Genomic DNA, 22,025 nt, shown 5'->3' with positions numbered 1-22,025 from the left:
ATTATGAAAAACATACAAAAAACAATAATGAAAATAATTGTCGTAATGGTTATGGTAGTAGTACCATTTTCATGCCAGGATCGTTTAGACGATTTAAGAGATAACCCCAATGCCGTAACATCCATTGATGATGCCGCTTTGTTTACAAAAGCCGTAAGAAGCTTGTTTTTGGGAACAACAGACCAATCAGTATCTAGATTTTCTGGACATTACGGTCATTATTTTGTGGCCGGAAGTACGGCACGTATTCCAGACCAGTATGGTGATGGATTTGATGGACAATACAACGGCATGTTTAATGATATGTATGGCGGTGTAATTAGACATATAGAAGAAGTTTTGGAAATTACTTCAGCCGAAGAAACTAAAAACGAAGTGCGCCATTCTATAGCCAATATCATCGCCGTATTAGGCTATGCCAAAATTACAGATGCATTCGGGGAAATACCATTTACTGAAGGAGGAAAAGGAAAAACCCAAGATATTATTTTACCCAAATACGATACACAAGAAGTGATATATAGGGAGATGATAGCACGTTTAACAACTAGTATTGACATATTAAAAACTGCCGATGCTTCCATGGCATACCCAAATTCTGACCCTGTTTTTAATAACGATATGGATAAATGGGTACGTTTCGCCAATAGTGTTCGCCTTAGGTTAGCAATGCGTTTAAGGTATGCTGATAGTGCATTGTCTCAACAAACTGTAGCGCAATGTTTGTCAGAACCTTTAATGGAAGATAATGCCCATAATGCTTTTATGATTGAAACCGAAGGCAATGGTAATGCATGGTTTACTATGCGCACAGGCTTTCCTTCCATAAAAATGTCAACAATGTTAATCGATCAATTACAAGCAACGACAGACCCTAGGTTGCCCGTATTTGTAAGTGAAGATGCCAACGGAAGTTTTAGCGGAATGACTAACGGATTGGATGATGCAGCATTTGGAGCTTCTAATTTTGCAGCAAAATCAGATATGGGTACTAGGCTTTCCTCACCAGATAGTAAATTGTATATTATGACAGCTTCAGAAACATGGCTGTTAAGGGCTGAAGCCGCTTTGGTTTATAACAACGACCCAACGCAAGCCAATACTTTGTATAGAAAAGGTATTGAAACCTCATTAAATCAATGGGAAGTTGATGCCTCAGAAATAGTATCTTTTATGGCGAGTCCAACAGCAACATTATCGGGAAGTAATGATGAGGAGCAAATTGGTACACAAATGTGGTTGGCACTTATTCCAAATTATTTTGAGGGATGGTCACATATACGGCGAACTGGGTATCCGGTTATTGCCGATAGAACAGCTGCTAATTTGTCTCAAGGCGTAACAAATGGTGTTTTGCCCACAAGGTTTTTATATTCCAGTTTCGAGTTGAGTTCGAACAATGATAACGTAATGGAAGCCATTTCAAGACAAGGTGCAAATAAAATCGATACACCGGTTTGGTGGGATAAGAATTAAAATAATATATAAAATCATGAAAAATATAAAAATATATAGCCTCTTAATGCTCACCTTACTGTTTGTAAATTGTAGCGAAGATGAAGTTAATAAACCTTTAGCCGACTTTCAATTTTTAGTAGAAGGCACACAAGTTACCTTTAATGGAACGGTGGAAAATGCGACATCCATTTCCTGGGATTTTGGAGACGGAGCAACAAGCTCAGAAGAAGATCCCGTGTACGCCTATGCTGCTGCGGGTGAATATGAAGTGGTTTTAACAGCTACTGGCGCAAACGGATCATTTTCAGAAACGAAGTTAGTTACCATCCAAGAATCAATAGAGATTTTATTAACAGGCGGTCAAGCCAAACCTCAAGGAAAATCGTGGAAACTGAAAAAAGCCTATACTTCTGGTAAAGAAGGTGCTGGTTTGGTTGATAATGATTTGGGACTTTTACTGCCATCATTCGATAATCTTTTAGATGCCGTTGGTTTGGGCGCTTCGTACGAAGATACTTTTACTTTTGTGTATGACGGAAGATATATAGTAGACAATAAAGATGGGCAAAGCCTCATGGGATTAGTTTATGCAAGTATAGAACGTCCTACCGATATTACGGCGGTGTCTTATGATATAAACAATGTGCCTTTGGCAAATGTAATGTACACACCGGCTACTGATGCTACATGGGAAATTATGGAAGGGGATTTTACTGTGGATGCCGCAACCGGCCCCGTAAACTTTACAGATAAAACCCAATTGATGTTGGGCGAATATCTTGGGTTTAAGGATAAAAAAGTATTGGTGATTATCAAAGAAATTACGGCAACAACCATGAATGTGGCATTGGGCATTCATACAGAACCTACGGTTTATGATAAACCAACCCTATTGTTTCATTTGTCATTGGAATCGTTATAAAGTCCAATTGCTAAAACTTAAATTATATTAAGGCATAATGATTCAAAACATATTACAACAACAAAGAATTTTTTTCAAAACACAACAATCCAAAGATGTAGCCTTTAGAAAAATAGCATTAAAACGCTTACAGCAAGAAATTATTAAACGTGAAGATGCGATCTGTGATGCCTTGTATGCCGATTTTAAAAAACCAAAATTTGAGACTTTAGCGGCCGAAACCCAATTTGTATTGGCAGAATTAAAACATATGCTAAAGAATATTGAGCGGTGGGCAAGCCCAGAAAGAGTATCTTCCAGTTGGATGAATTGGCCTTCGTCGGATTATATCTACAAAGAACCTTTTGGAACTGTGTTGATAATAGCACCATGGAACTATCCTTTTCAGTTGGCCATTGCGCCTTTAATTGGTGCTGTTGCGGCGGGCAATACGGTTGTTGTAAAACCATCAGAAATCACCCCAAACACAGCGGCTCTAATTTCTGAAATTATCAAAGCCGTTTTTAAGCCAGATCATGTTACTGTGGTAGAGGGTGGTGTTGAAGTTTCTCAGCAATTGTTAGCTGAGAAATGGGACTATATCTTTTTTACGGGAAGTACACATGTGGGTAAAATAGTTTATGAGAGTGCTGCAAATCATTTAACGCCAGTTACTTTAGAACTGGGAGGTAAAAACCCATGTATTGTAGATGAAACGGCATCAATTGATTTGGCTGCAAAACGCATTGTTTGGGGCAAGTTTTTAAACGCAGGACAAACCTGTATCGCCACAGATTATATTTTGGTTCATCACAGTGTTAGGGATAAATTGGTTGAGGCATTACAACAAAATATCACCAATTGTTATGGAGAAAATATGGAGGAATCGCCAGATTTTTCTAGAACCGTGAGCCAAAAACATTATACGGGATTAAAAGAAATGCTCAAGGGCGAAGAAATTATTTTTGGAGGCAAAAGCAATGATGAAGATAATTACCTATCGCCAACATTGGTTAATGAACCGCAATTGGACAGTAAATTAATGGCCGGTGAAATTTTTGGACCTATTCTTCCTATAATTGCTTATAAAACGGAAGACGATATCCATAATTATATTTCGAATTATGAAAAGCCATTGGCTACCTATGTTTTTTCCACGAATAAGAAATTTCAAAAAAAAATAATCAATACCTATAGTTTTGGTGGTGGAGCCATTAACGATACCGTTATTCAAATTACAAATAAACGATTGCCGTTTGGTGGTGTTGGGCAAAGTGGCATTGGAGCGTATCACGGTAAAAAATCTTTTGACATTTTTTCACATCATAAAGCCATTATAAAAAAAGCCAATTGGTTTGATGCTCCACTTAGGTATCCACCTTACAATCTACCTATGAATATGGTAAAGAAAATTAAGCATCTTTTTTAAGATGATGTTAAAAGATGAGTGCATCAAAAAATAGGATTGATTATCAATAATTTAATAAGTAAAAAATGAACAAATTTCAAAAATTAATAATGTTTTTGCTGTTGGTTTTTGTGGTTATAAGTTGTAAAAACAATAGCCAAGTATCAGTAAATGAAAACATATTACCAAGCACCATAACCATTAAAGGCGATAAGTTTATAGATGAACAAGGAAGAGAAATTATCCTTAATGGAATAAACATTGTCAGTAAGAATAAAGAGGAAGGTTATATTTTTCAGAGCGGGCCGGAGTTGTATGAAAATTTAAAGAAATGGGGTGTTAATTGCATTCGGTTTATTTTAATTTGGGATGGGTTGGAGCCCGAACCAGGGGTTTACAATGAAGCCTATTTACAAGAAATTGATAAACGGATACAATGGGCAGAACAGAACGATATTTTTGTCGTTTTGGATATGCATCAAGATCTTTTTAGCGTAAAATATAGCGATGGCGCCCCGGAATGGGCCACTTTAGATGAGGGCAAACCACATACTGAAGGTGCTATTTGGAGCGATGCCTATATGTTAAGTGAAGCCGTTCAAACCGCATTTGATAATTTTTGGCTAAATAAACCCGCATCAGATGGTGTAGGCATTCAAGATCATTATGCTGCCCTTTGGCAACACGTTGCCAAACGGTATGCCGATAACACCACGGTAATTGGTTACGATATTATGAATGAACCTTTTCCGGGTTCTTCTGGCATGCAATCTACTATGGTATTGCTATCGGCTTATGGGCAGCTGCACTACAAATTAACGGGCGAAGTGCTTACCGAAAAGCAATTGGGAGACATGTGGAGTGATGAAAAAGGTAGAATGGAGGCTTTAAAAATACTATCAAATAGGGATAATTATGATTTTGTATTTAGTCAATTATTTGAACTTAACCGGCAATTTGAAGTTAACCATTTGCAGAAAATGTATCAAAAGGTTAGTGAGGCCATACGGGAAGTCGATACAAAACACATCCTGTTTTTAGAGCACAGTTATTATAGCAATACCGGAGTGGCCAGTAGTATTGAAAGAACAACTTTAGCAGATGGCACACCCGATCCATTGGTGGCCTATGCCCCACATGGTTATGATTTGGTAACCGATACCGATGCCGTGGCAAACGCCTCAAACGAGCGAGTGGCATATATCTATGACCAAATAAAAAATAAGGGCAAACAACTGCAAATGCCTGTATGGCTTGGCGAATGGGGTGCCTTTTATGGCAATTCGGAAAGTGTGATTCCTGTTGCAAAAAATGCGATTTCGCTTATTGAAGAGCACCTTTTTGGACAGGCCTATTGGTCCTACGATCCTGGAACAGAAAATTTGCGATATTTCAATGTAGTTTTGGTGCGCTCTTATCCGGTTGCGGTTAATGGTACATTGCTTAACTATAAAAACAATTTTGATGTAAAATCCTTTGAGATGCGTTGGGAAGAAGATGGAAACAATCAAAATTCCACTGTAATTTTTGTGCCTCAGCTTTCAAAGGTGTCGCAAGTATCAAAAGATCAAATTCCAAATTTGAATATTAAAACAATTCCTAATGGAGATTCTGGGTGGTTTATTGTTCCGCCATTGGAAAAACCTTCACAACGAACCATTAATATTCAATTCGATTAATGTAGTGAAATCGCACCATTATTCAATTTAAATTTTTAGGCTTTTCAAAATATAAACAAATAAAAAAGCCATTTTGCAATTGCAAAATGGCTTTAAAATAAAAACAATACTCAGTTTAAGACTTTGTAGCCTTAACCGTAATTTTTAATTCAATATCATCATTAATAAACTTATCGCCTAAATCGTCAAAAAACGATTTTGAGCCATATTTTACATTCCATTTGGAACGATCAATGGTAAAGGTTTCACTTGTTAAAGTCACCGCACCATCAGTATTTGTAACCGTTACAGGAAATGTAACATTGTTTTTGGTTTCTTTAAGAGTTAAGTTTCCAGATAACATTGTTTTTCCTTCAACTTCACTTAAACCTGTAATTTCAAAAGCGGCGCTCGGGTGTTTTTCAACATGGAAAAAATCATCGCTTTTTAAGTGCCCTGTAAGTTTTGCATGGTTTTCATCATCTTCTGGCATGTCTAAAACGGTAATAGAATTCATATCTATTAAAAAGGTTCCGCTATTAATTTTTCCGTCCTGAAGGTTAAGTACACCGTTTTCTAAACTTATCGTCCCAAAGTGTGTGCCTGTTGGCTTAAAGCCTTTCCACTCTATGGTAGATTCAGATACGTTAGCTGTGTATTTTTCGGCTGTAGCTTCAGTTTGTGCAACCGCTTCAGCTTCTTTTGTGTCGGCTTCTTTGGCCTTGTTTTTACAACTTGTTAAACTTACAACTAATGTCGTGATTGTAAATAGTGTAACAATACTTTTTTTCATGGTATTCGTTTTTAGTGTTAATTTGCGAAATTAACTAAATTATTGCGCTTTTTTGTGAAAAAAATATTAAAATATTTTTATGACATTTTGACATTTTTACAATAATGGCAGTACTTTTGCCAACTCAATTGAGTAAGTGTATAAATTATAAATACGATGTCGAAAAAAGAAAACGAAAATATAGAAACTGAGCCAACAGAAAACGTACAAACAGAAACTGTTGATGTAGACGAAACGATTGAAGAACAAACTATTGAGGAAAAGCTTCAAGACGAAATAAAACAAGAAAAAGATAAGTTTTTGCGTTTATTCGCAGAATTTGAAAACTATAAAAGAAGAACTGCCAAAGAGCGAATTGAAATGTTTTCAACGGCTAGCGAAGATGTGATGTTATCTTTATTGCCATTACTTGATGATTTTGAGCGTGCTTTAACACATATTGAAGAAGATAAAGAAGCCGAAGATTTGCGCAAGGGTGTATTGCTGATATACCAAAAATTGGTAAATACTTTAGAGCAAAAAGGCTTAAAGGCTATGGTAATCAAGAAAGGCGATGATTTTAACGCCGACAATCATGAAGCCATCACACAAATAGCAGCACCATGCGACGATTTAAAAGGAAAAATTATTGATGTTGTTGAAAAGGGTTATAAACTGGGAGAAAAAATAATTCGTTTTCCTAAAGTTGTCATTGGACAATAAAATTTAAATTAAATAGAGTTTTTTCTTAAAGAAAAGATTTAAAAAAGAATATGGCTAAAAGAGATTATTACGAAATATTAGGAGTTAGCAAAAGTGCCAGTACGGCCGAAATAAAAAAGGCATACCGTAAAAAAGCGATTGAATTTCACCCTGATAAAAATCCAGACAATAAAGAAGCAGAGGCAAAATTTAAAGAGGCTGCCGAAGCTTACGAGGTGTTAAGTGACGCCGATAAAAAAGCACGTTACGATCAATTTGGGCATCAGGCCTTCGAGAATGGCGGTGGCGGCTTTAACGGCGGCGGCATGAATATGGAAGATATATTCAGTCAGTTTGGTGACATTTTTGGCGGTGGCTTTGGTGGCGGATTTTCCGGTTTCGGCGGTGGCGGTGGCCAGCGTAGGGTAAAAGGGAGCAACCTTCGTATTCGTGTTAAATTAACACTTGAGGAGATTGCCAATGGCGTAGAGAAAAAAATTAAAGTTAAACGTAAAGTTCAAGCTCCGGGAACTACTTATAAAACCTGTCCTACCTGTAACGGTAGTGGGCAAGTTACACGTATTACAAACACTATTTTAGGACGTATGCAAAGTTCGTCGCCATGTAATGTTTGCGGTGGCGCTGGACAAACTATAGATAAAAAGCCTGCAGATGCCGATGCACAAGGCTTGAAAGTAGCTGAAGAAACCGTATCCATAAAAATACCGGCAGGTGTAGTAGATGGCATGCAGCTTAAAGTATCCGGAAAAGGAAACGACGCACCAGGCAATGGTATTTCTGGCGACTTATTGGTGGCTATAGAAGAGGAGAATCACGCCACATTACAACGCGAAGGCGATAATTTACATTATGATTTGTATGTGAGTTATCCTGATGCCGTTTTGGGCACCTCTAAAGAAATTGATACCGTTACGGGGAAAGTACGTATAAAGGTTGAAGCCGGTGTGCAATCGGGTAAAATTTTACGCTTACGCGGAAAAGGTATTCCGAGTATTAACGGTTATGGCAAAGGCGATTTATTGGTACATGTAAACGTTTGGACGCCTAAAACATTAAACAAACAGCAAAAAGAGTTTTTTGAAAGCATGAGAGATGATGAGCATTTTTCTCCAAAACCAGAAAGTTCGGATAAATCATTTTTTGAAAAGGTAAAAGATATGTTTTCCTAGTTATTGGAAAATATAAAGTTCTCATGAAGTTTTAGCTTTAATTGCAAAAAAAAACTTATATTTGAACTATCACTAATTAACTTTAGTGATAATTTTTCTTTTTCATAGCAATTTTTTTCCCATCCTTAATTTTTTTTAAGGGTGGGTTTTGTTTTTATGGAGGTTTCTTATTTTATGGTCGCATAGCTCTGTATAAAATATAGTAAACTGAATTAACCCTGTGGAGAACAAAGTCACATTAGTTGTTTTTTTACTAAATATTGTACGTTTTAATAATTTTTCCACGTGTTAGTTGTAACATTTAATATATTTACCACACTTATTTTAAACACTAAAAATTTTTAAATGAATAATCTGTTAGTGGCACATGCAGTCTCTAAAAATTTTGGCGATTTTAAAGCCTTAAACAACGTGTCCATCGAAGTGCCCAAAGGCAGTATTTTTGGTTTGTTGGGACCTAATGGTGCAGGTAAAACAACTCTCATTAGAATTATAAACCAAATAACCATGCCCGATGCCGGTACGGTACATTTAGATGGCGCACTGCTCAACCAACAACATATTAAGGATATTGGCTATTTGCCCGAAGAACGCGGTTTGTACAAATCGATGAAAGTAGGCGAGCAAGCCCTATATTTGGCACAATTAAAAGGCTTGAGTAAAACCGAGGCTAAAACCCGATTAAAATACTGGTTTGAGCGCTTGGAAATTGGCGATTGGTGGAATAAAAAAATTCAAGAACTCTCAAAAGGCATGGCGCAAAAAATACAGTTTGTGGTAACCGTATTGCACGAGCCAAAATTATTAATTTTCGATGAGCCTTTTTCGGGCTTCGATCCCATAAATGCTAATTTGATTAAAGACGAGATTTTGCGTTTGCGAGACAATGGCGCCACTATTATTTTTTCAACGCACCGGATGGAATCCGTAGAGGAATTGTGCGATGATATTGCATTGTTGCATCAATCAAATAAAATTTTGGATGGTAAATTAATTGATGTGAAGCGTCAATATAAAACCAACACTTACGAGGTGGGTATTAAAACTGCGGATAATGGCAGGCTACAGCAAGAATTATCTGAAAAATTCAGGGTTTCAAAAGCTAATTTTAAAACATTGGATGATGAGCTAAAGCTAAATATCAAGCTTAATAACGGCGAAAAACCAAACGATTTTCTATCTTATTTAACCACAAAAGGCGAAGTGTCTCATTTTGTTGAGTTAATCCCGAGTGTTAACGATATTTTTATCCAAACCGTACAGAATAATTAGTTTTTTTATGAATCATTTACCTCTTATAATAAAGCGCGAATATTTAACAAAAGTTAAAAACAAATCGTTTATAATTATGACTATTTTAAGTCCTATTATTATGATAGCGCTTATCTCGGTTGTTGCTTATTTGTCGCAGTTAAACAATAACAAAACTCGAGTGATTTCTGTTTTGGATGAATCTGAAATGGTGAAAGACGTGTTTAAAAACACAGAAAATACTACCTATCATATTTTAGAGAATATGACTTTAAGTGATGCCAAAACCATTGTTAAGGAAACGGCTAATTATGGTTTATTGCATATTGAAAAGTTTGATGATTTTGATGTGCTTTCAAAGCATATTAAGTTTTATTCGGAAGAATCACCATCGTTATCGTTAATTTCTGGTTTAGAGTCAAAAATCGAAAAAAAACTCACCAACTTAAAACTTCAACAAAAAGGTGTAGATATTGAAATGATTAAAGCCTCAAAAATTAACGTGAATTTGGCACAAGAAAGTTTTGAGGGCGAAAAAACATCTAAAATCGATAGTGTCGTTAAACTAATTTTTGGTGGTCTTGCGGGGTATTTATTGTTTATGTTCATCATTATTTACGGCAATATGATTATGCGCAGTGTGATTGAAGAGAAAACCAGTAGAATTATCGAGGTTATCATTTCATCTGTAAAACCCGTGCAACTCATGCTTGGCAAAATTATAGGCACATCGTTGGCAGGTATAACACAGTTTGTAATATGGCTAATTTTGGGTGGTGTTTTAATGGCTATCGTGTCTGCTATTTTCGGAATAGATATGGTGCAATCGCCACAGCAAGACATGGTGCAACAAGCCATGGAAAACCCCGATGTAAACATGAAAGTTCAAGATATTTTAACGGCATTTTATAATTTGCCTATTCTAAATTTAATTGTGGCTTTCATCTTGTTTTTTATTAGCGGTTATTTATTATACAGTTCACTTTACGCCGCAATAGGCGCTGCCGTAGACAACGAAACCGATACCCAACAATTTATGCTGCCTATTTTAATGCCATTAATATTGGCGGTTTATATTGGCATTTTTACGGTTATTGAAGACCCGCACGGTACGGTATCAACGGTGTTTTCGTTCATCCCGTTTACATCGCCTGTGGTTATGCTTATGCGTATTCCTTTTGGCGTGCCTTTATGGCAACAACTGGTGTCTTTATTGTTATTAATTGCTACCTTTATGCTTACCGTTTGGTTTGCGGCAAAAATATATAGGGTAGGTATTTTAATGTATGGTAAAAAACCAAGTTACAAAGAGTTAATTAAGTGGATTAAATACTAAATGCAAGATAAAGTAGTAGATAAAATAGAAAAGAGTGTAGAGGAAGTTGGCGAGTCAATCGCCAATAGTCCGTTTTGGCAAAGGGATTACAGTTTTACAGAGAACATAAGTGTCTCTGTTTTAGATGTTATTATCATAGTATCGGCTGTATTTCTTACTACCATACTTTTAAAGATTGTTTTTAGGGTTATCACTAGAAAAATGCCTAAGCAAGACAAAAGAAAATTTAAAGTTGTTTTCGGGTATTTTAGATGGGTCATCTATATCATCATTTTATTTATCACATTGCACGCCGTAGGGGTTAATGTAAATGCTGTTTTTGCGGCTTCGGCAGCCTTATTAATTGGTGTAGGTTTAGCATTGCAAACCCTTTTTCAGGATATTATTTCTGGTGTTTTTATGCTTGTTGACCAATCGGTTCATGTTGGCGATATTATAGAATTGGAAGGTAAGGTTGGTCGTGTTGAGGAAATTAAATTGCGCACTACACGTGCCGTAACCATCGATAATAAAGTGCTGATAATTCCCAACCACCTTTATTTAACAAACAGCCTTTACAATTGGACCCAAAATAATACATCAACAAGAGAATCGGTTAGTGTTGGTGTCGCTTACGGTAGCGATGTGCAGTTGGTTAAAAAACTGTTATTACAAGCTGCCAGTACACATCCGGATGTAATAAGTAGCCCAGAACCGAACGTTTTGTTTACTGATTTTGCCGATAGTTCGTTAAATTTCAAACTCATATTTACGATTAACGATAGCTTTCAGGCGCAATATCCCAAAAGCGATATTCGATTCGAAATAGACCGATTATTCAGGGAAAACAATATTAGTATTCCGTTTCCGCAGCGCGATGTACATATTATCCAAAAGAAAGAATAAGTTAATTTAAAGCCATAAATATTAAATATGATCAAGCAAAAATTGAAATCTATAAATGTATTATTTCTAATTTTTGCATGTCAATTTTTAAATGCACAACTTACCGATTTGGCACGATTGGAATATTCTTTTATTCCCAAAAACAAATCTGAAGATCAGTACACCAGATTGCGGGCACTCGTAAATTATCCAATTGAAACCACAAACAAATCTTATTTAATATTGGGTGCAGAGTACAATCGGGTTATTTTAAACCTTGAAGATAATTACCCTTTTGATACCGAGGGTTTAAATGTTATTCATATTATAGATTTGAATATTGGATATACTTTTAAATGGAATGAAAAATGGCGTATTGGCGCAAAATTTAATCCGAGAATAGCGTCTACCTTAACCAAAAGTTTGGTGTCTGATGATTATTTTATGAATGGCGGCTTATATTTTATAAACGACCGTACTAAAGATGAAAGCCTTAAACGACCCTATCGATTAATTTTAGGGTTAACCTATAACGCCACAACGGGGATACCGTTCCCTTTGCCTTTTGTAAGTTATTACAGAGAAATTAGCGACAGATGGAGTTTTAATGCTGGTGTGCCAAAATCTAATTTAAAGTATACATTTAACGAAAAAAACAATTTGCAAGCCTTTATTGGTTTAGATGGTTACTTGGCACATTTGCAGGAACCATCTGTTGTAAACGGCCAAAATGTAGATCATATTTCACTATCTGTCGCCATTGGCGGATTTGGGTACGAATATTGCTTTACTAAACATTTTGTCGCTTATGTGTACACCGGCTACACATTCAGACTGAATAATGTATTACGAAATGAAAACAGAAAAGAAGTTTTTAAATTAAGCGATGTAAACACGTTTTATTTAAGAACCGGATTAAAATTTAAAATATAATTATGTCTAAAATATTAATAATAGAAGACGAAGCAGCCATTAGAAGGGTTTTGGTAAAAATTCTTTCTGAAGAAAGCGATACCTATCAAGTTGAAGAGGCCGAGGACGGATTAATTGGGATTGAAAAAATTAAAAACGACGATTTCGATTTGGTATTATGCGATATAAAAATGCCAAAAATGGATGGTGTTGAAGTGTTGGAAGCTGTTAAAAAGATAAAACCGGAAACACCAATGGTTATGATTTCCGGCCATGGCGACTTAGATACCGCAGTAAACACGATGCGTTTAGGGGCTTTCGATTATATTTCTAAACCGCCAGATTTAAATCGATTGCTAAACACGGTTAGAAATGCCTTGGACAGAAAGGAGCTGGTGGTTGAAAACAAATTGCTTAAAAAGAAAGTGGGCAAGAATTTCCAAATGATAGGCGAAAGCAAACCCATTTCCAACATAAAAGCAATCATTGAAAAAGTAGCACCAACGGATGCTCGTGTGCTTATTACAGGGCCTAACGGAACCGGAAAAGAACTTGTTGCACATTGGTTGCATCAAAAAAGTGAACGCTCAAAAGGTCCCATGATTGAGGTGAATTGTGCGGCCATACCCAGCGAACTTATTGAAAGCGAATTGTTCGGTCACGTAAAAGGTGCTTTTACAAGTGCCAATAAAGATCGGGCAGGAAAATTTGAAGCGGCAAATGGCGGTACTATTTTTTTGGATGAAATTGGAGATATGAGTTTGTCGGCGCAAGCCAAAGTATTGCGTGCTTTACAAGAAAGCCGGATACAGCGCGTTGGTAGCGATAAAGATATTAAAGTGAATGTGCGTGTCGTTGCCGCAACCAATAAGGATTTAAAAAAGGAAATTAAGGAAGGTAGATTCCGTGAAGATTTATATCACCGATTAGCGGTTATTTTAATACAAGTTCCAGCCCTGAATGACAGACGCGACGATATCCCTTTGCTCATCAATTATTTTTCCGATAAAATTGCTGGCGAACAAGGCACGGTTAAAAAAGCCTTTTCAGAGAAAGCAATAAAATTATTGCAAGATTACGATTGGACCGGTAATATCAGAGAACTGCGCAACGTGGTTGAACGCTTAATTATTTTGGGCGGAACCGAAGTGAGCGAAAGTGATGTAAAGATGTTTGCGAGTAAATAGAAATTAAAAGGCTGCCTAAAAAAAAGTCTTTATCTCTCTTTGTCAGGTTGAGCGCTCCCGATAACTATCGGGAGCGTTCAATGTGACATCGCATCAGACCTGTATTTTTAGACAGCCTATTGTTTTAAATATTCTATTTATCACATAAATTAAGCTGCGATAAATATTTTGAGCCCAATGTTTTTAGTGTGTTTATATAATGCTTCTTTATGGCTTCAATACTTTTTGTAGACACATCTATTGTTGTACCGGCTTCTTTTAATGCAGCGTGATTGCAACCGGAAACTTTTAAAGCCTCGTTATAAGATTTAATGTTTGATGCTATAGCCGTTTTGTAAGCCATAATTAATTGCTCTTTTTCAAGCTGTAGCGCTTTTTCTTCCTGTTGCGCTAGTCTGTTTTTTATTTCGGCTGCCTTAAGTTTTAAAGCTTCCTGTTGCTTTTGTAAAGCCAATTGTTCCTTTTGTAAATCGGAAAGTTCGTTGGTTTCATCAGCGGCAGCTACCTGTAAATCATCTATGGCATCAGCAGTATTGGAATAGGCGCATTTATCAATTTCAATAACACTTTCTTTGCTTAAATCCCTGGCGCGTTTTACAAAAAAACGACCATCTTCATAGGTTTCGGAATCCTCAACTTTAGCTAATAAATCTATGCTTTTGTTGCTCAGTTTTAAAGCGGCTTCGCAACCGCAGTCTTTTAATGTTTTTTTTGATAGCTTAAAGGCTTCCAACGAGCGGTTTGCATAATATTTTAAGTGGCTTATATTGTTGGCTTCATAGGCATCTTTTACATGCGAATAGGCATTTACAAGATAGGAGTTCGCTTCGTCGCAGTTAGCGGTTTGCGCATTAAAGTTTAAAGTCGTTGCTAAAACTAAAAGGAAGTAATAGTGTTTCATAAATTTGGGGTTAATATTAAGTAGGTGCGACGAATATATTAAAAACAAAGCGGTTTGCCTTGTTATTCGTCGAAATTATGGCCTTAACTTATTATCAACAAAGTCATTTATATTGCTTTTTACTTTATTTGTAATGCTGCCATCTTCAACCCAAGTATGCAAATCGCCCAAATAATTCATACCTAAATAATTGGCTGATGCTACGAAAGGGCCATTAAACCCTTCAATTAAATCGTTGCTATTGCTGATGCTTATCATGGCCATGTTTTTGCCTCGTAACTGTCTGCCAAGGGGTTTGTGTATACGTATTAAATCTGAAATCCTATCGAAAAACACTTTCATGTGCCCGCTCATCGTGTACCAATAAACGGGTGTTGCAAAAATTATGGAGTCGTATTTCTCTATAATATTCGTAATCAAATTGATAAAATCATCATCTGCATTTTTATAATCATAATCATAATGCCCTATGTTTTTCGCGTGCAAATCAATAACATCATAATGGTAATTTAAAGCTAAATAATCTACAATGCGATCAGTATCGCCTTTTGGTCTTGCGCTCCCTTGTATAATTACGGTTTTATTCATTTTTTGATTTTATTAAAACGAAGTAACGCAATTATTAAGATTTAAAAACGAATTTGTTATAGAAACAAATAATGTCAATAAAGGCAAAATTGATATCATTTTTATATATTTAAAAACCATAATAAATACGATACATTTTGAAAAAAATTGATACTGACGATTTTAAAATCACCTCAAAAATTAATTTAAGCGAACAACCTTCTAGTTATGCTTTAAACGCTTCAAAAGATGAGATAAAAGATGCTTTGCAATTTGTAAGCAAAAAACTTGGGAAGCTACAAAACACCATGTATGCCCATGATAAGTATGCGGTTTTGGTGTGTATACAAGGCATGGATACTTCGGGTAAAGACAGTTTGATTCGCGAGGTTTTTAAAAATTTCAACGCACGAGGCGTCGTGTCGCATAGTTTTAAAGTGCCCACCGATTTAGAGCTAGGGCACGACTATTTATGGCGCCATTACATTGCGTTGCCAGAGCGCGGTAAATTTGCCATTTTTAACCGAACGCATTACGAAAATGTATTGGTAACGCGAGTTCATCCCAATTATATATTAAATGAAAGGATTCCTTCGGTAAATTCTGTTGATGATATTGATGAGGCTTTTTGGGACAAACGCTTCGAGCAAATCAATAATTTTGAAAAGCATATTGCCGATAATGGCACCATTATTTTTAAGTTTTTCTTGAATCTTTCAAAAGACGAACAGAAAAACAGGTTGCTTCGTCGTTTGAATAAAAAGGAAAAACATTGGAAATTTTCGCCAGACGATTTAAAGGAGCGCGCCCTTTGGGATAAATACCAAAACTGCTACGAAGATGCGATTAACCGCACCTCAAAACCGCATGCGCCATGGTACAATATTCCTGCGAACGATAAACCCACAGCGCGCTACATTGTCGCAAAAATTATGTACGACACCCTTAGCCAATACACCGATATTAAAGAGCCAGAGCTGGACGATAAAGTAAAAGCAAACCTTGAGGCATATATAAACCAGTTAAATAATGAGTAATATTTGGGCGTTTTATCACACTTTACTCATGGGTTTTTATTTAAAATATTGGAAATCGTGAATATGAATATTTCCGCGATATCTGTTTTTACGTCATAGCGAGGACTAAGGCAGCCTGCATTGCGCGCAGTCGAAATGTGGCTAACTGTAAAATTTTTGTTTTAACTAAAGTGTATTTGCCTTTTTTCAAAAAAGGATGCCGTTCTCCCGATAGCCATTGGGATGTTAATGTGCTTACCGCATGTAATTAACACAATTTTATGTTTCAAGTTAGCACTCAACTTTTAATAAATAGTATATTTAAACTTTTAAAATATTTTAAGTTTGTTATTCCGTTGTGGTCACTCGGTAAAGTCGAAGTGAAAGCAGGAATCCACTAATTAGCAATTCATATGAAACGAATTTTTTTATTAATAACATTATTAAGTTCCATAAATAGTTTTTCTCAAACCGACGAACAGGTTATAAGGGAAATTTACACCCAATCCTTAACCAACGGTAAAAGCTACGAATGGTTAGACCATTTATCAAACCAAATAGGTGGCCGTTTGTCAGGTTCTTTAAATGCCGAAAAAGCGGTGGCTTACACCAAAGCCGAACTAGAAAAATTAGGTTTGGACAAAGTGTGGTTGCAATCCGTTATGGTACCAAAATGGGTGCGTGGTGCTAAAGAATTTGCATATATTGAAACTGCACCTAGTGGTTTTGGCACCAAAAAAACCACAAACGTAAATATTTGCGCATTGGGCGGCTCCATTGCAACTCCAGCTATGGGACTTAAAGCAAACATCGTTGAAGTTAAAAATTTTGAGGAATTAGAGGTTTTGGGAAAAGAGAATATCGAAGGTAAAATCGTGTTTTATAATCGCCCGATGCAACCCGATGTTATTAGTACTTTCGAGGCTTACGGCGGTTGTGTAAATCAACGTTATATGGGTGCCGTTGAAGCTGCGAAATACGGTGCTGTGGGCGTTATTGTGCGCTCCATGAATTTACGATTGGACGATTTACCACATACGGGAAGCATGACGTATGACGACTTGCCCGTTAATAAACGCATACCATCTGCGGCAATAAGTACTAACGACGCCGAGTTATTGAGTTCGATGTTGAAATTGGACAAGTCGCTAAAGTTCTATTTTAAGCAAAACTGCAAACAGTTGGACGATGTGTTGTCGCATAACGTGATTGGCGAAATTACAGGAAGCGAATTCCCTAATGAATACATTATAGTTGGCGGCCATTTAGATTCATGGGATTTAGGTGATGGCTCGCACGACGATGGCGCCGGCGTTGTACAATCTATGGACGTTTTAAGGTTGTTAAAGGAGTCTGGAATTAAGCCAAAACGCAGTATCAGAGTCGTATTGTTTATGAATGAGGAAAACGGATTGCGGGGCGGCAATAAATACGCCGAGGTTGCCAAACAGAAAGGTGAAAACCACATATTTGCCTTAGAAAGTGATGCAGGCGGATTTACTCCGCGCGGGTTTAGTTTCGATTGCAACGACGCCAGTTTTAATCAAATATTAAGTTGGAAACCCTTATTTAAACCGTACTTTATTCATTATTTTGAAAGAGGCGGAAGCGGTGCCGATGTTGGACCGTTAAAAAGCAGCACCAACGTATTGGCTGGTTTGCGTCCGGATTCGCAACGGTATTTCGATCATCATCATGCCGCCAACGACACCTTTGAGCATGTTAATAAACGCGAGCTGGAATTGGGTGCAGCAACCATGACTTCATTGATATATTTATTTGATAAGTATGGCGTAAATCCTATTTCGAATGATGAACAAATAAAGGATTGATTTGAACTTTTATAAGTTTCAGCCAATTATGAAAAAAAGAATCTTTTTAGCATTTGTAATTTTTTCAGCAATTAATTATGGGTTTTCTCAGAATGAATCAATAAAAGAATTGGTTGAAAAAACTAATGGGATGAACCTTGGCATGTTGGAGTTGACAGATTTTGCTAAAGAACATCTTAAAGACAAACAAGAATTAGCAAGATTTTTCTATTACTGGACGAGTACAAATATTGAATATGATCATAAATCACTCAATGAAAAAAAAGAGGGAATAATTTCACTAAAAGAATATTCAATCAGACAAGAGGAATATAAAGTTTATAAAAACAGAAAAGGTGTTTGTGCAGGATATTCAAATCTTTTTAAATGGTTTATGGACGCGGTTGATATTGAGGCTGTGATAATAAGCGGACATATTCGAGATGAAAGGAATCATTATGTTGAACTAACAAAAGATGATAATTTCCGACATGCTTGGAATGCAATTAAACTAAATGGTAAATGGACGCTTATAGATACAACTTGGGGCACTTCAAATGAATCAACAACATCAGAATTTTATTTTGATATTAAACCTGAATGGTCAATTATCACTCACTTTCCAGAAGACAGTAAATGGCAATTATTAAAAAGACCTCTTTCTCTTGAAGAATTCAATAATTCTCAATTTGTTAAACCAATTTGGTTCAAGGTAGGATTTACGGAAATTCCTAAGCTAATGGCCGACCATGAATATTATTATTTTAAATATCAAAATATTCCAAATAACAAATGGTTAATCGGTTTGCAATTTAGTACTGACAATATTGATTTTAAAGCTATAAGTGATATCAAAGTAATAGAAGAGGGTGGTTTTACTTATTTTCGATTTGGTAAAGCTCAAATTCCAGAAACAACTTTCTTTAAAGTTAAAATAGCCAAATTTGAAAATCTTAATGATGGATTCTCAAAAGTAGAATACGATGATGTTATCAACTTTAAAATCTAATTAATAGTAGTGAAAGCTTATCTGTTTTTGATTATCGAAAGTTACGATTATGTCATGACTTTAAACCCAAAATAAAATGAAGAAATTTACCCTAATATTAGCCTTAATATTAACAACTGCTGTTATGGCACAATCTGAAGAAAAATTACCATATTACGAAATTCCGGAATACCCTGAAACGTATACAGCTGGAACCGTAGCCGCTAGAATGGTTGATGGTTTAGGGTTTCGATATTTTTGGGCAACCGAAGGCTTACGACAAGAAGATTTGAACTATAAACCTAGTGAAAGTGGACGAACAAGTGCAGAAACCATCGACCATTTATTGGGATTATCAAATTTTCTACTGAATGCCTTAATTGATAAAAAAAGAGATGAAAACCAAAAGGAATTTACTTTTCAACAGAAACGAAAACAAACCCTATTAAATATTAAGGAGGCTTCAGAAATTTTAAGGACTACCGATGATCTCTCTAAATTTGATAACGACAGATTTCCGTTTTGGAACCTTATTAACGGCCCCATCGCCGATGCGCTTTGGCATTGCGGGCAAGTGGTGATGCTTCGTCGTGCTTCGGGAAATCCATTCAATTCAAAAGTGAGTGTTTTCAGCGGTAAGCTAAGAGAGTAATCACCTTAATTTTTAGCTTAACAATGAATAGGTAATGAGCATTTTACCCTGTTTTTTCCATCGGATCCAACCATGGCCTTTATTCTTAAAATCGTCATCTAACAACGCCACATACATCCATTCATCTGTAACTTTTAATGGTCGCATAAAACTGTAAGGCGTGTTTATAGTACCTGCTGCATCAAAAGGTCTTGCATAAATATTATGATTTTCAGGATTGGGAAACTCTACGCTGTTAATCCCCAAAAGAAACTCTGGCCAATACATCAATTTGCCTGCATAGCGGTCCACAAAACTAGTTTGGTTGTTGGTGGTGTTAACGGTCACTTCAATAAAATCATGAGATATGGATTGTACCTTAAAATACAACATATCGTAATCTAATTTTAAATGATCGGGTACTAACCACGGTGGGGCAGTGGCAATATCAAAACCGCCGTATTCGCGTTGTTTAAAAGTGATACTATCCACAGGCATATGCTCTTGAACCGATTTTCCTTGGGTTAAATTACCATAAAAATAGAGTGTTTTGTTCTCGTGAAAATTCGGTATAAACATACCCAATCCCATAGGGCTTTTAGAATTAAAAGTTGAAGTGTTTTTAGCAAGCATCGCTATGGGTTTTGCTATTTTATTTTCAGCTGGAGCGGTTGGTCTTTTTGATTGTTGATGCTCAATTTTATGTTGTTCTTTTTCTTTTTGACGCTTTTGATATTTAATGGTAAAATAGGCAAATGAAGCCGCAATTATTAAAGTCAGTAAAACATTGATTTTTATAATAAAATGCCTCTTTAAACTATAGCCAAGGATAAGTGCAATACACAGCCCAATAAAAGCGGCAATAACACCGTAACCAAATACAATGGCACCACCGGCGAGCATTTGCCCTTTTCCGGCTTCGGTGATACCGGCATAAATCAGTCCTAAAAAGAAAAAGGCAATAAGTGCTAAAAAATACATTAAAAAGCTAAATGGTTTTATCATGTTGTGTGCCATAATCAATAACGTATTATTTTGGTTGTGGTTTCGCCTTTTTTAACTTGAATGGTTAAGGTGCTCGAGTTGCCTTTGTGTATGCCCAGCGTAACAATTTTAACCTCGTAAGTCCCTGGGTTCAATAAAAACGACCGGGGATTGCTGCTCGCAGCGGTATAGGTTCTGCCGCCGGTTACACGTTTTCCCGTTTTTACGTCTTTAAAATTTACGGAGGCATCAATAAGTTCGCCGCTTTTGGTTTGTACGCCGATTGCCGCAGTGCCCGATTCAAAATCGTGGTTTATGGGTGTGGGTGTGTTTGATTTTATTTCAACATCATCTACTTCAAAGTATGTATTGCTGCCTTTTAGTGCCAGGGCCTGAAAGGTTATTTTATAGTTTCCGGCGGGTACTTCCATGGTTTTAGTTCCGCCATAGGTCCGGGTTTGGGCGGCTACTTTCCCGGAGGCCATATCCTTCATTTTTACAAGAGCATCCCAACCTTCGCCATTATTTGTGGTGATTACCTCTAAGGTGCCACCATCAAAACTGATGTTTTCATGTTTAATATCGCCTTCTTTCATTTCAATGGTAATGGAAGTCCCGGGAATATCGGTGCCTTCAAGCGGGTTAATAACAATGTCGTATTTTCCCGGAGGCAGATACACCCAACCCGAATCGCGATAGATACGCGAACCATCAACCACTTTTTTTGTTCCGGCTTTAGAGGCTTTAATCCAAGCATCAACGGGCTTGCCGTTTTTCGTGGCATAAACGGAAAAGTTGCCTTCGGGTTTATCGATGCTTAGTGAAGTGGCTTCGGTAAGACCTTCACTTAAAGCAATCGCATTAGCGGCATCGTAATAGTTTCCGCCGCCGGCATCTGTGGCGCACCTCAATTGTTCGGTTTCGTTTTCTTTAAGTCCGAAGCCTACAATATGAAGCTTAAAATCGATGCCATCGGTTTTGGCTTTTGAAACCACATCGCAAATATTACCGTTGCAAGATTCAATGCCATCGGTTATTAAAATGATGGTGGCCTTTGTTTTGCTATCCTTTAATGAGTTGAGTGCGAGTGAAGCCGAACGCGCCAAGGGAGTTTTGCCCAAAGCATTCATTTTGCTAACAGCATTCGTAATATTGCTTTTGGAGGCGTTTTTTAAATCGACCAAAAACTCGATGTCGTTGCAATCGCCTTTTTTGCGATGCCCATAAGCCATTAAGCCAATGTTTTGGTTCGCCGGAAGGTTGCTTACGGATGTTGCCAATACTTCTGATGCAATTTCCTTTTTGGTCTTGCCGTCAAGTTGTCCCCACATGGAGCCGCTGGCGTCGTAGATAAATAAGATTGGGGAAGGTGTTTTTTGTTCTTGTGCCGAAGTTTGAAAGATTAAACTTAACGCACAAAAGAGAGGGATTAATAGCTTCATAATTAATGATTTGACTAAAAATAGTAAAAATTTGAATAATTTTGGG

Annotated in this window: 20 protein-coding genes; 15 read left to right on the top strand and 5 right to left on the bottom strand. The window is 36.7% G+C overall.

The features are described from left to right. The first annotated feature begins 3 nt into the window (after positions 1 to 3). The 4 genes from RNZ46_RS01095 to RNZ46_RS01080 all read left to right on the top strand — a co-directional run bounded on the left by RNZ46_RS01095 (position 4) and on the right by RNZ46_RS01080 (position 5,446). Positions 4 to 1,476: a SusD/RagB family nutrient-binding outer membrane lipoprotein gene (locus RNZ46_RS01095; RefSeq protein WP_316983547.1), complete on the top strand. Its 1,473-nt coding sequence runs from the start codon at positions 4 to 6 to the stop codon at positions 1,474 to 1,476. Between the two features lie 16 nt (positions 1,477 to 1,492). Next, a complete protein-coding gene (locus RNZ46_RS01090) occupies positions 1,493 to 2,380 on the top strand; it encodes a PKD domain-containing protein (protein ID WP_316983546.1) in 888 nt (295 codons plus the stop codon). Between the two features lie 37 nt (positions 2,381 to 2,417). Then, positions 2,418 to 3,788 carry an aldehyde dehydrogenase gene (locus RNZ46_RS01085; RefSeq protein ID WP_316983545.1) on the top strand — a complete coding sequence of 457 codons (1,371 nt, stop codon included), beginning with the start codon at positions 2,418 to 2,420 and terminating at the stop codon, positions 3,786 to 3,788. Positions 3,789 to 3,853: 65 nt separating this feature from the next. Next, a complete protein-coding gene (locus RNZ46_RS01080; RefSeq protein WP_316983544.1) occupies positions 3,854 to 5,446 on the top strand; it encodes a cellulase family glycosylhydrolase in 1,593 nt (530 codons plus the stop codon). A 115-nt stretch (positions 5,447 to 5,561) separates the two neighbouring features. Here the strand turns inward: RNZ46_RS01080 and RNZ46_RS01075 are convergent, their stop codons facing one another. Further along, the gene (locus tag RNZ46_RS01075; RefSeq protein ID WP_316983543.1) at positions 5,562 to 6,218 is read right to left on the bottom strand and encodes a YceI family protein; all 657 of its coding nucleotides are present in this window, start codon (positions 6,216 to 6,218) and stop codon (positions 5,562 to 5,564) included. 156 nt (positions 6,219 to 6,374) lie between these two features. Here RNZ46_RS01075 and RNZ46_RS01070 point away from each other — a divergent pair, with 156 nt between their 5' ends. From RNZ46_RS01070 to RNZ46_RS01040, 7 genes are all read left to right on the top strand, one after another. Next, the gene (locus tag RNZ46_RS01070) at positions 6,375 to 6,920 is read left to right on the top strand and encodes a nucleotide exchange factor GrpE (RefSeq protein ID WP_316983542.1); all 546 of its coding nucleotides are present in this window, start codon (positions 6,375 to 6,377) and stop codon (positions 6,918 to 6,920) included. A 50-nt stretch (positions 6,921 to 6,970) separates the two neighbouring features. Further along, positions 6,971 to 8,089, top strand: a complete 1,119-nt coding sequence (gene dnaJ / locus RNZ46_RS01065; RefSeq protein ID WP_316983541.1) for a molecular chaperone DnaJ — start codon at positions 6,971 to 6,973, stop codon at positions 8,087 to 8,089. A 345-nt stretch (positions 8,090 to 8,434) separates the two neighbouring features. After that, a complete protein-coding gene (locus RNZ46_RS01060) occupies positions 8,435 to 9,361 on the top strand; it encodes an ABC transporter ATP-binding protein (protein WP_316983540.1) in 927 nt (308 codons plus the stop codon). Between the two features lie 7 nt (positions 9,362 to 9,368). Next, on the top strand, positions 9,369 to 10,676 hold the full coding sequence (locus RNZ46_RS01055) for an ABC transporter permease (RefSeq protein ID WP_316983539.1): 1,308 nt from the start codon (positions 9,369 to 9,371) through the stop codon (positions 10,674 to 10,676). Continuing rightward, positions 10,677 to 11,561 (top strand): mechanosensitive ion channel family protein, encoded by an 885-nt coding sequence (locus tag RNZ46_RS01050; RefSeq protein WP_316983538.1) that lies wholly within the window; start codon positions 10,677 to 10,679, stop codon positions 11,559 to 11,561. Positions 11,562 to 11,588: 27 nt separating this feature from the next. Beyond that, positions 11,589 to 12,473: a DUF6268 family outer membrane beta-barrel protein gene (locus RNZ46_RS01045; protein ID WP_316983537.1), complete on the top strand. Its 885-nt coding sequence runs from the start codon at positions 11,589 to 11,591 to the stop codon at positions 12,471 to 12,473. A 2-nt stretch (positions 12,474 to 12,475) separates the two neighbouring features. Then, positions 12,476 to 13,639, top strand: coding sequence for a sigma-54-dependent transcriptional regulator (locus RNZ46_RS01040; protein ID WP_316983536.1), 1,164 nt, complete (start codon positions 12,476 to 12,478; stop codon positions 13,637 to 13,639). Between the two features lie 133 nt (positions 13,640 to 13,772). Here RNZ46_RS01040 and RNZ46_RS01035 read toward each other — a convergent pair whose 3' ends face one another. Both RNZ46_RS01035 and RNZ46_RS01030 read right to left on the bottom strand, forming a co-directional pair. Then, entirely contained in the window at positions 13,773 to 14,540 is a 768-nt protein-coding gene (locus RNZ46_RS01035; protein ID WP_316983535.1) for a hypothetical protein, read from the bottom strand. A gap of 75 nt (positions 14,541 to 14,615) precedes the next feature. Continuing rightward, positions 14,616 to 15,128 (bottom strand): flavodoxin family protein, encoded by a 513-nt coding sequence (locus RNZ46_RS01030; protein ID WP_316983534.1) that lies wholly within the window; start codon positions 15,126 to 15,128, stop codon positions 14,616 to 14,618. 137 nt (positions 15,129 to 15,265) lie between these two features. On the opposite strand from RNZ46_RS01030, the gene RNZ46_RS01025 reads away from it, so the two are divergent. The 4 genes from RNZ46_RS01025 to RNZ46_RS01010 all read left to right on the top strand — a co-directional run bounded on the left by RNZ46_RS01025 (position 15,266) and on the right by RNZ46_RS01010 (position 19,574). Further along, entirely contained in the window at positions 15,266 to 16,144 is an 879-nt protein-coding gene (locus RNZ46_RS01025; protein WP_316983533.1) for a PPK2 family polyphosphate kinase, read from the top strand. A 392-nt stretch (positions 16,145 to 16,536) separates the two neighbouring features. Further along, positions 16,537 to 17,955: a M20/M25/M40 family metallo-hydrolase gene (locus tag RNZ46_RS01020; protein WP_316983532.1), complete on the top strand. Its 1,419-nt coding sequence runs from the start codon at positions 16,537 to 16,539 to the stop codon at positions 17,953 to 17,955. A gap of 28 nt (positions 17,956 to 17,983) precedes the next feature. After that, positions 17,984 to 18,943, top strand: coding sequence for a transglutaminase domain-containing protein (locus RNZ46_RS01015; protein WP_316983531.1), 960 nt, complete (start codon positions 17,984 to 17,986; stop codon positions 18,941 to 18,943). A 76-nt stretch (positions 18,944 to 19,019) separates the two neighbouring features. Then, complete coding sequence (locus tag RNZ46_RS01010; RefSeq protein WP_316983530.1) at positions 19,020 to 19,574, top strand: hypothetical protein; 555 nt, start codon at positions 19,020 to 19,022, stop codon at positions 19,572 to 19,574. A 12-nt stretch (positions 19,575 to 19,586) separates the two neighbouring features. Here RNZ46_RS01010 and RNZ46_RS01005 read toward each other — a convergent pair whose 3' ends face one another. Further along, a complete protein-coding gene (locus tag RNZ46_RS01005; protein WP_316983529.1) occupies positions 19,587 to 20,570 on the bottom strand; it encodes a hypothetical protein in 984 nt (327 codons plus the stop codon). Positions 20,571 to 20,572: 2 nt separating this feature from the next. After that, a complete protein-coding gene (locus RNZ46_RS01000) occupies positions 20,573 to 21,979 on the bottom strand; it encodes a vWA domain-containing protein (protein ID WP_316983528.1) in 1,407 nt (468 codons plus the stop codon). Positions 21,980 to 22,025 lie beyond the last annotated feature (46 nt).

The organism is Hwangdonia lutea, from assembly GCF_032814565.1.
In the GTDB taxonomy this organism is placed as follows: domain Bacteria; phylum Bacteroidota; class Bacteroidia; order Flavobacteriales; family Flavobacteriaceae; genus Hwangdonia; species Hwangdonia lutea.
The sequence above is the reverse complement of the archived record's forward strand: the minus strand, read 5'-3'. Positions and strand labels throughout refer to the sequence as shown.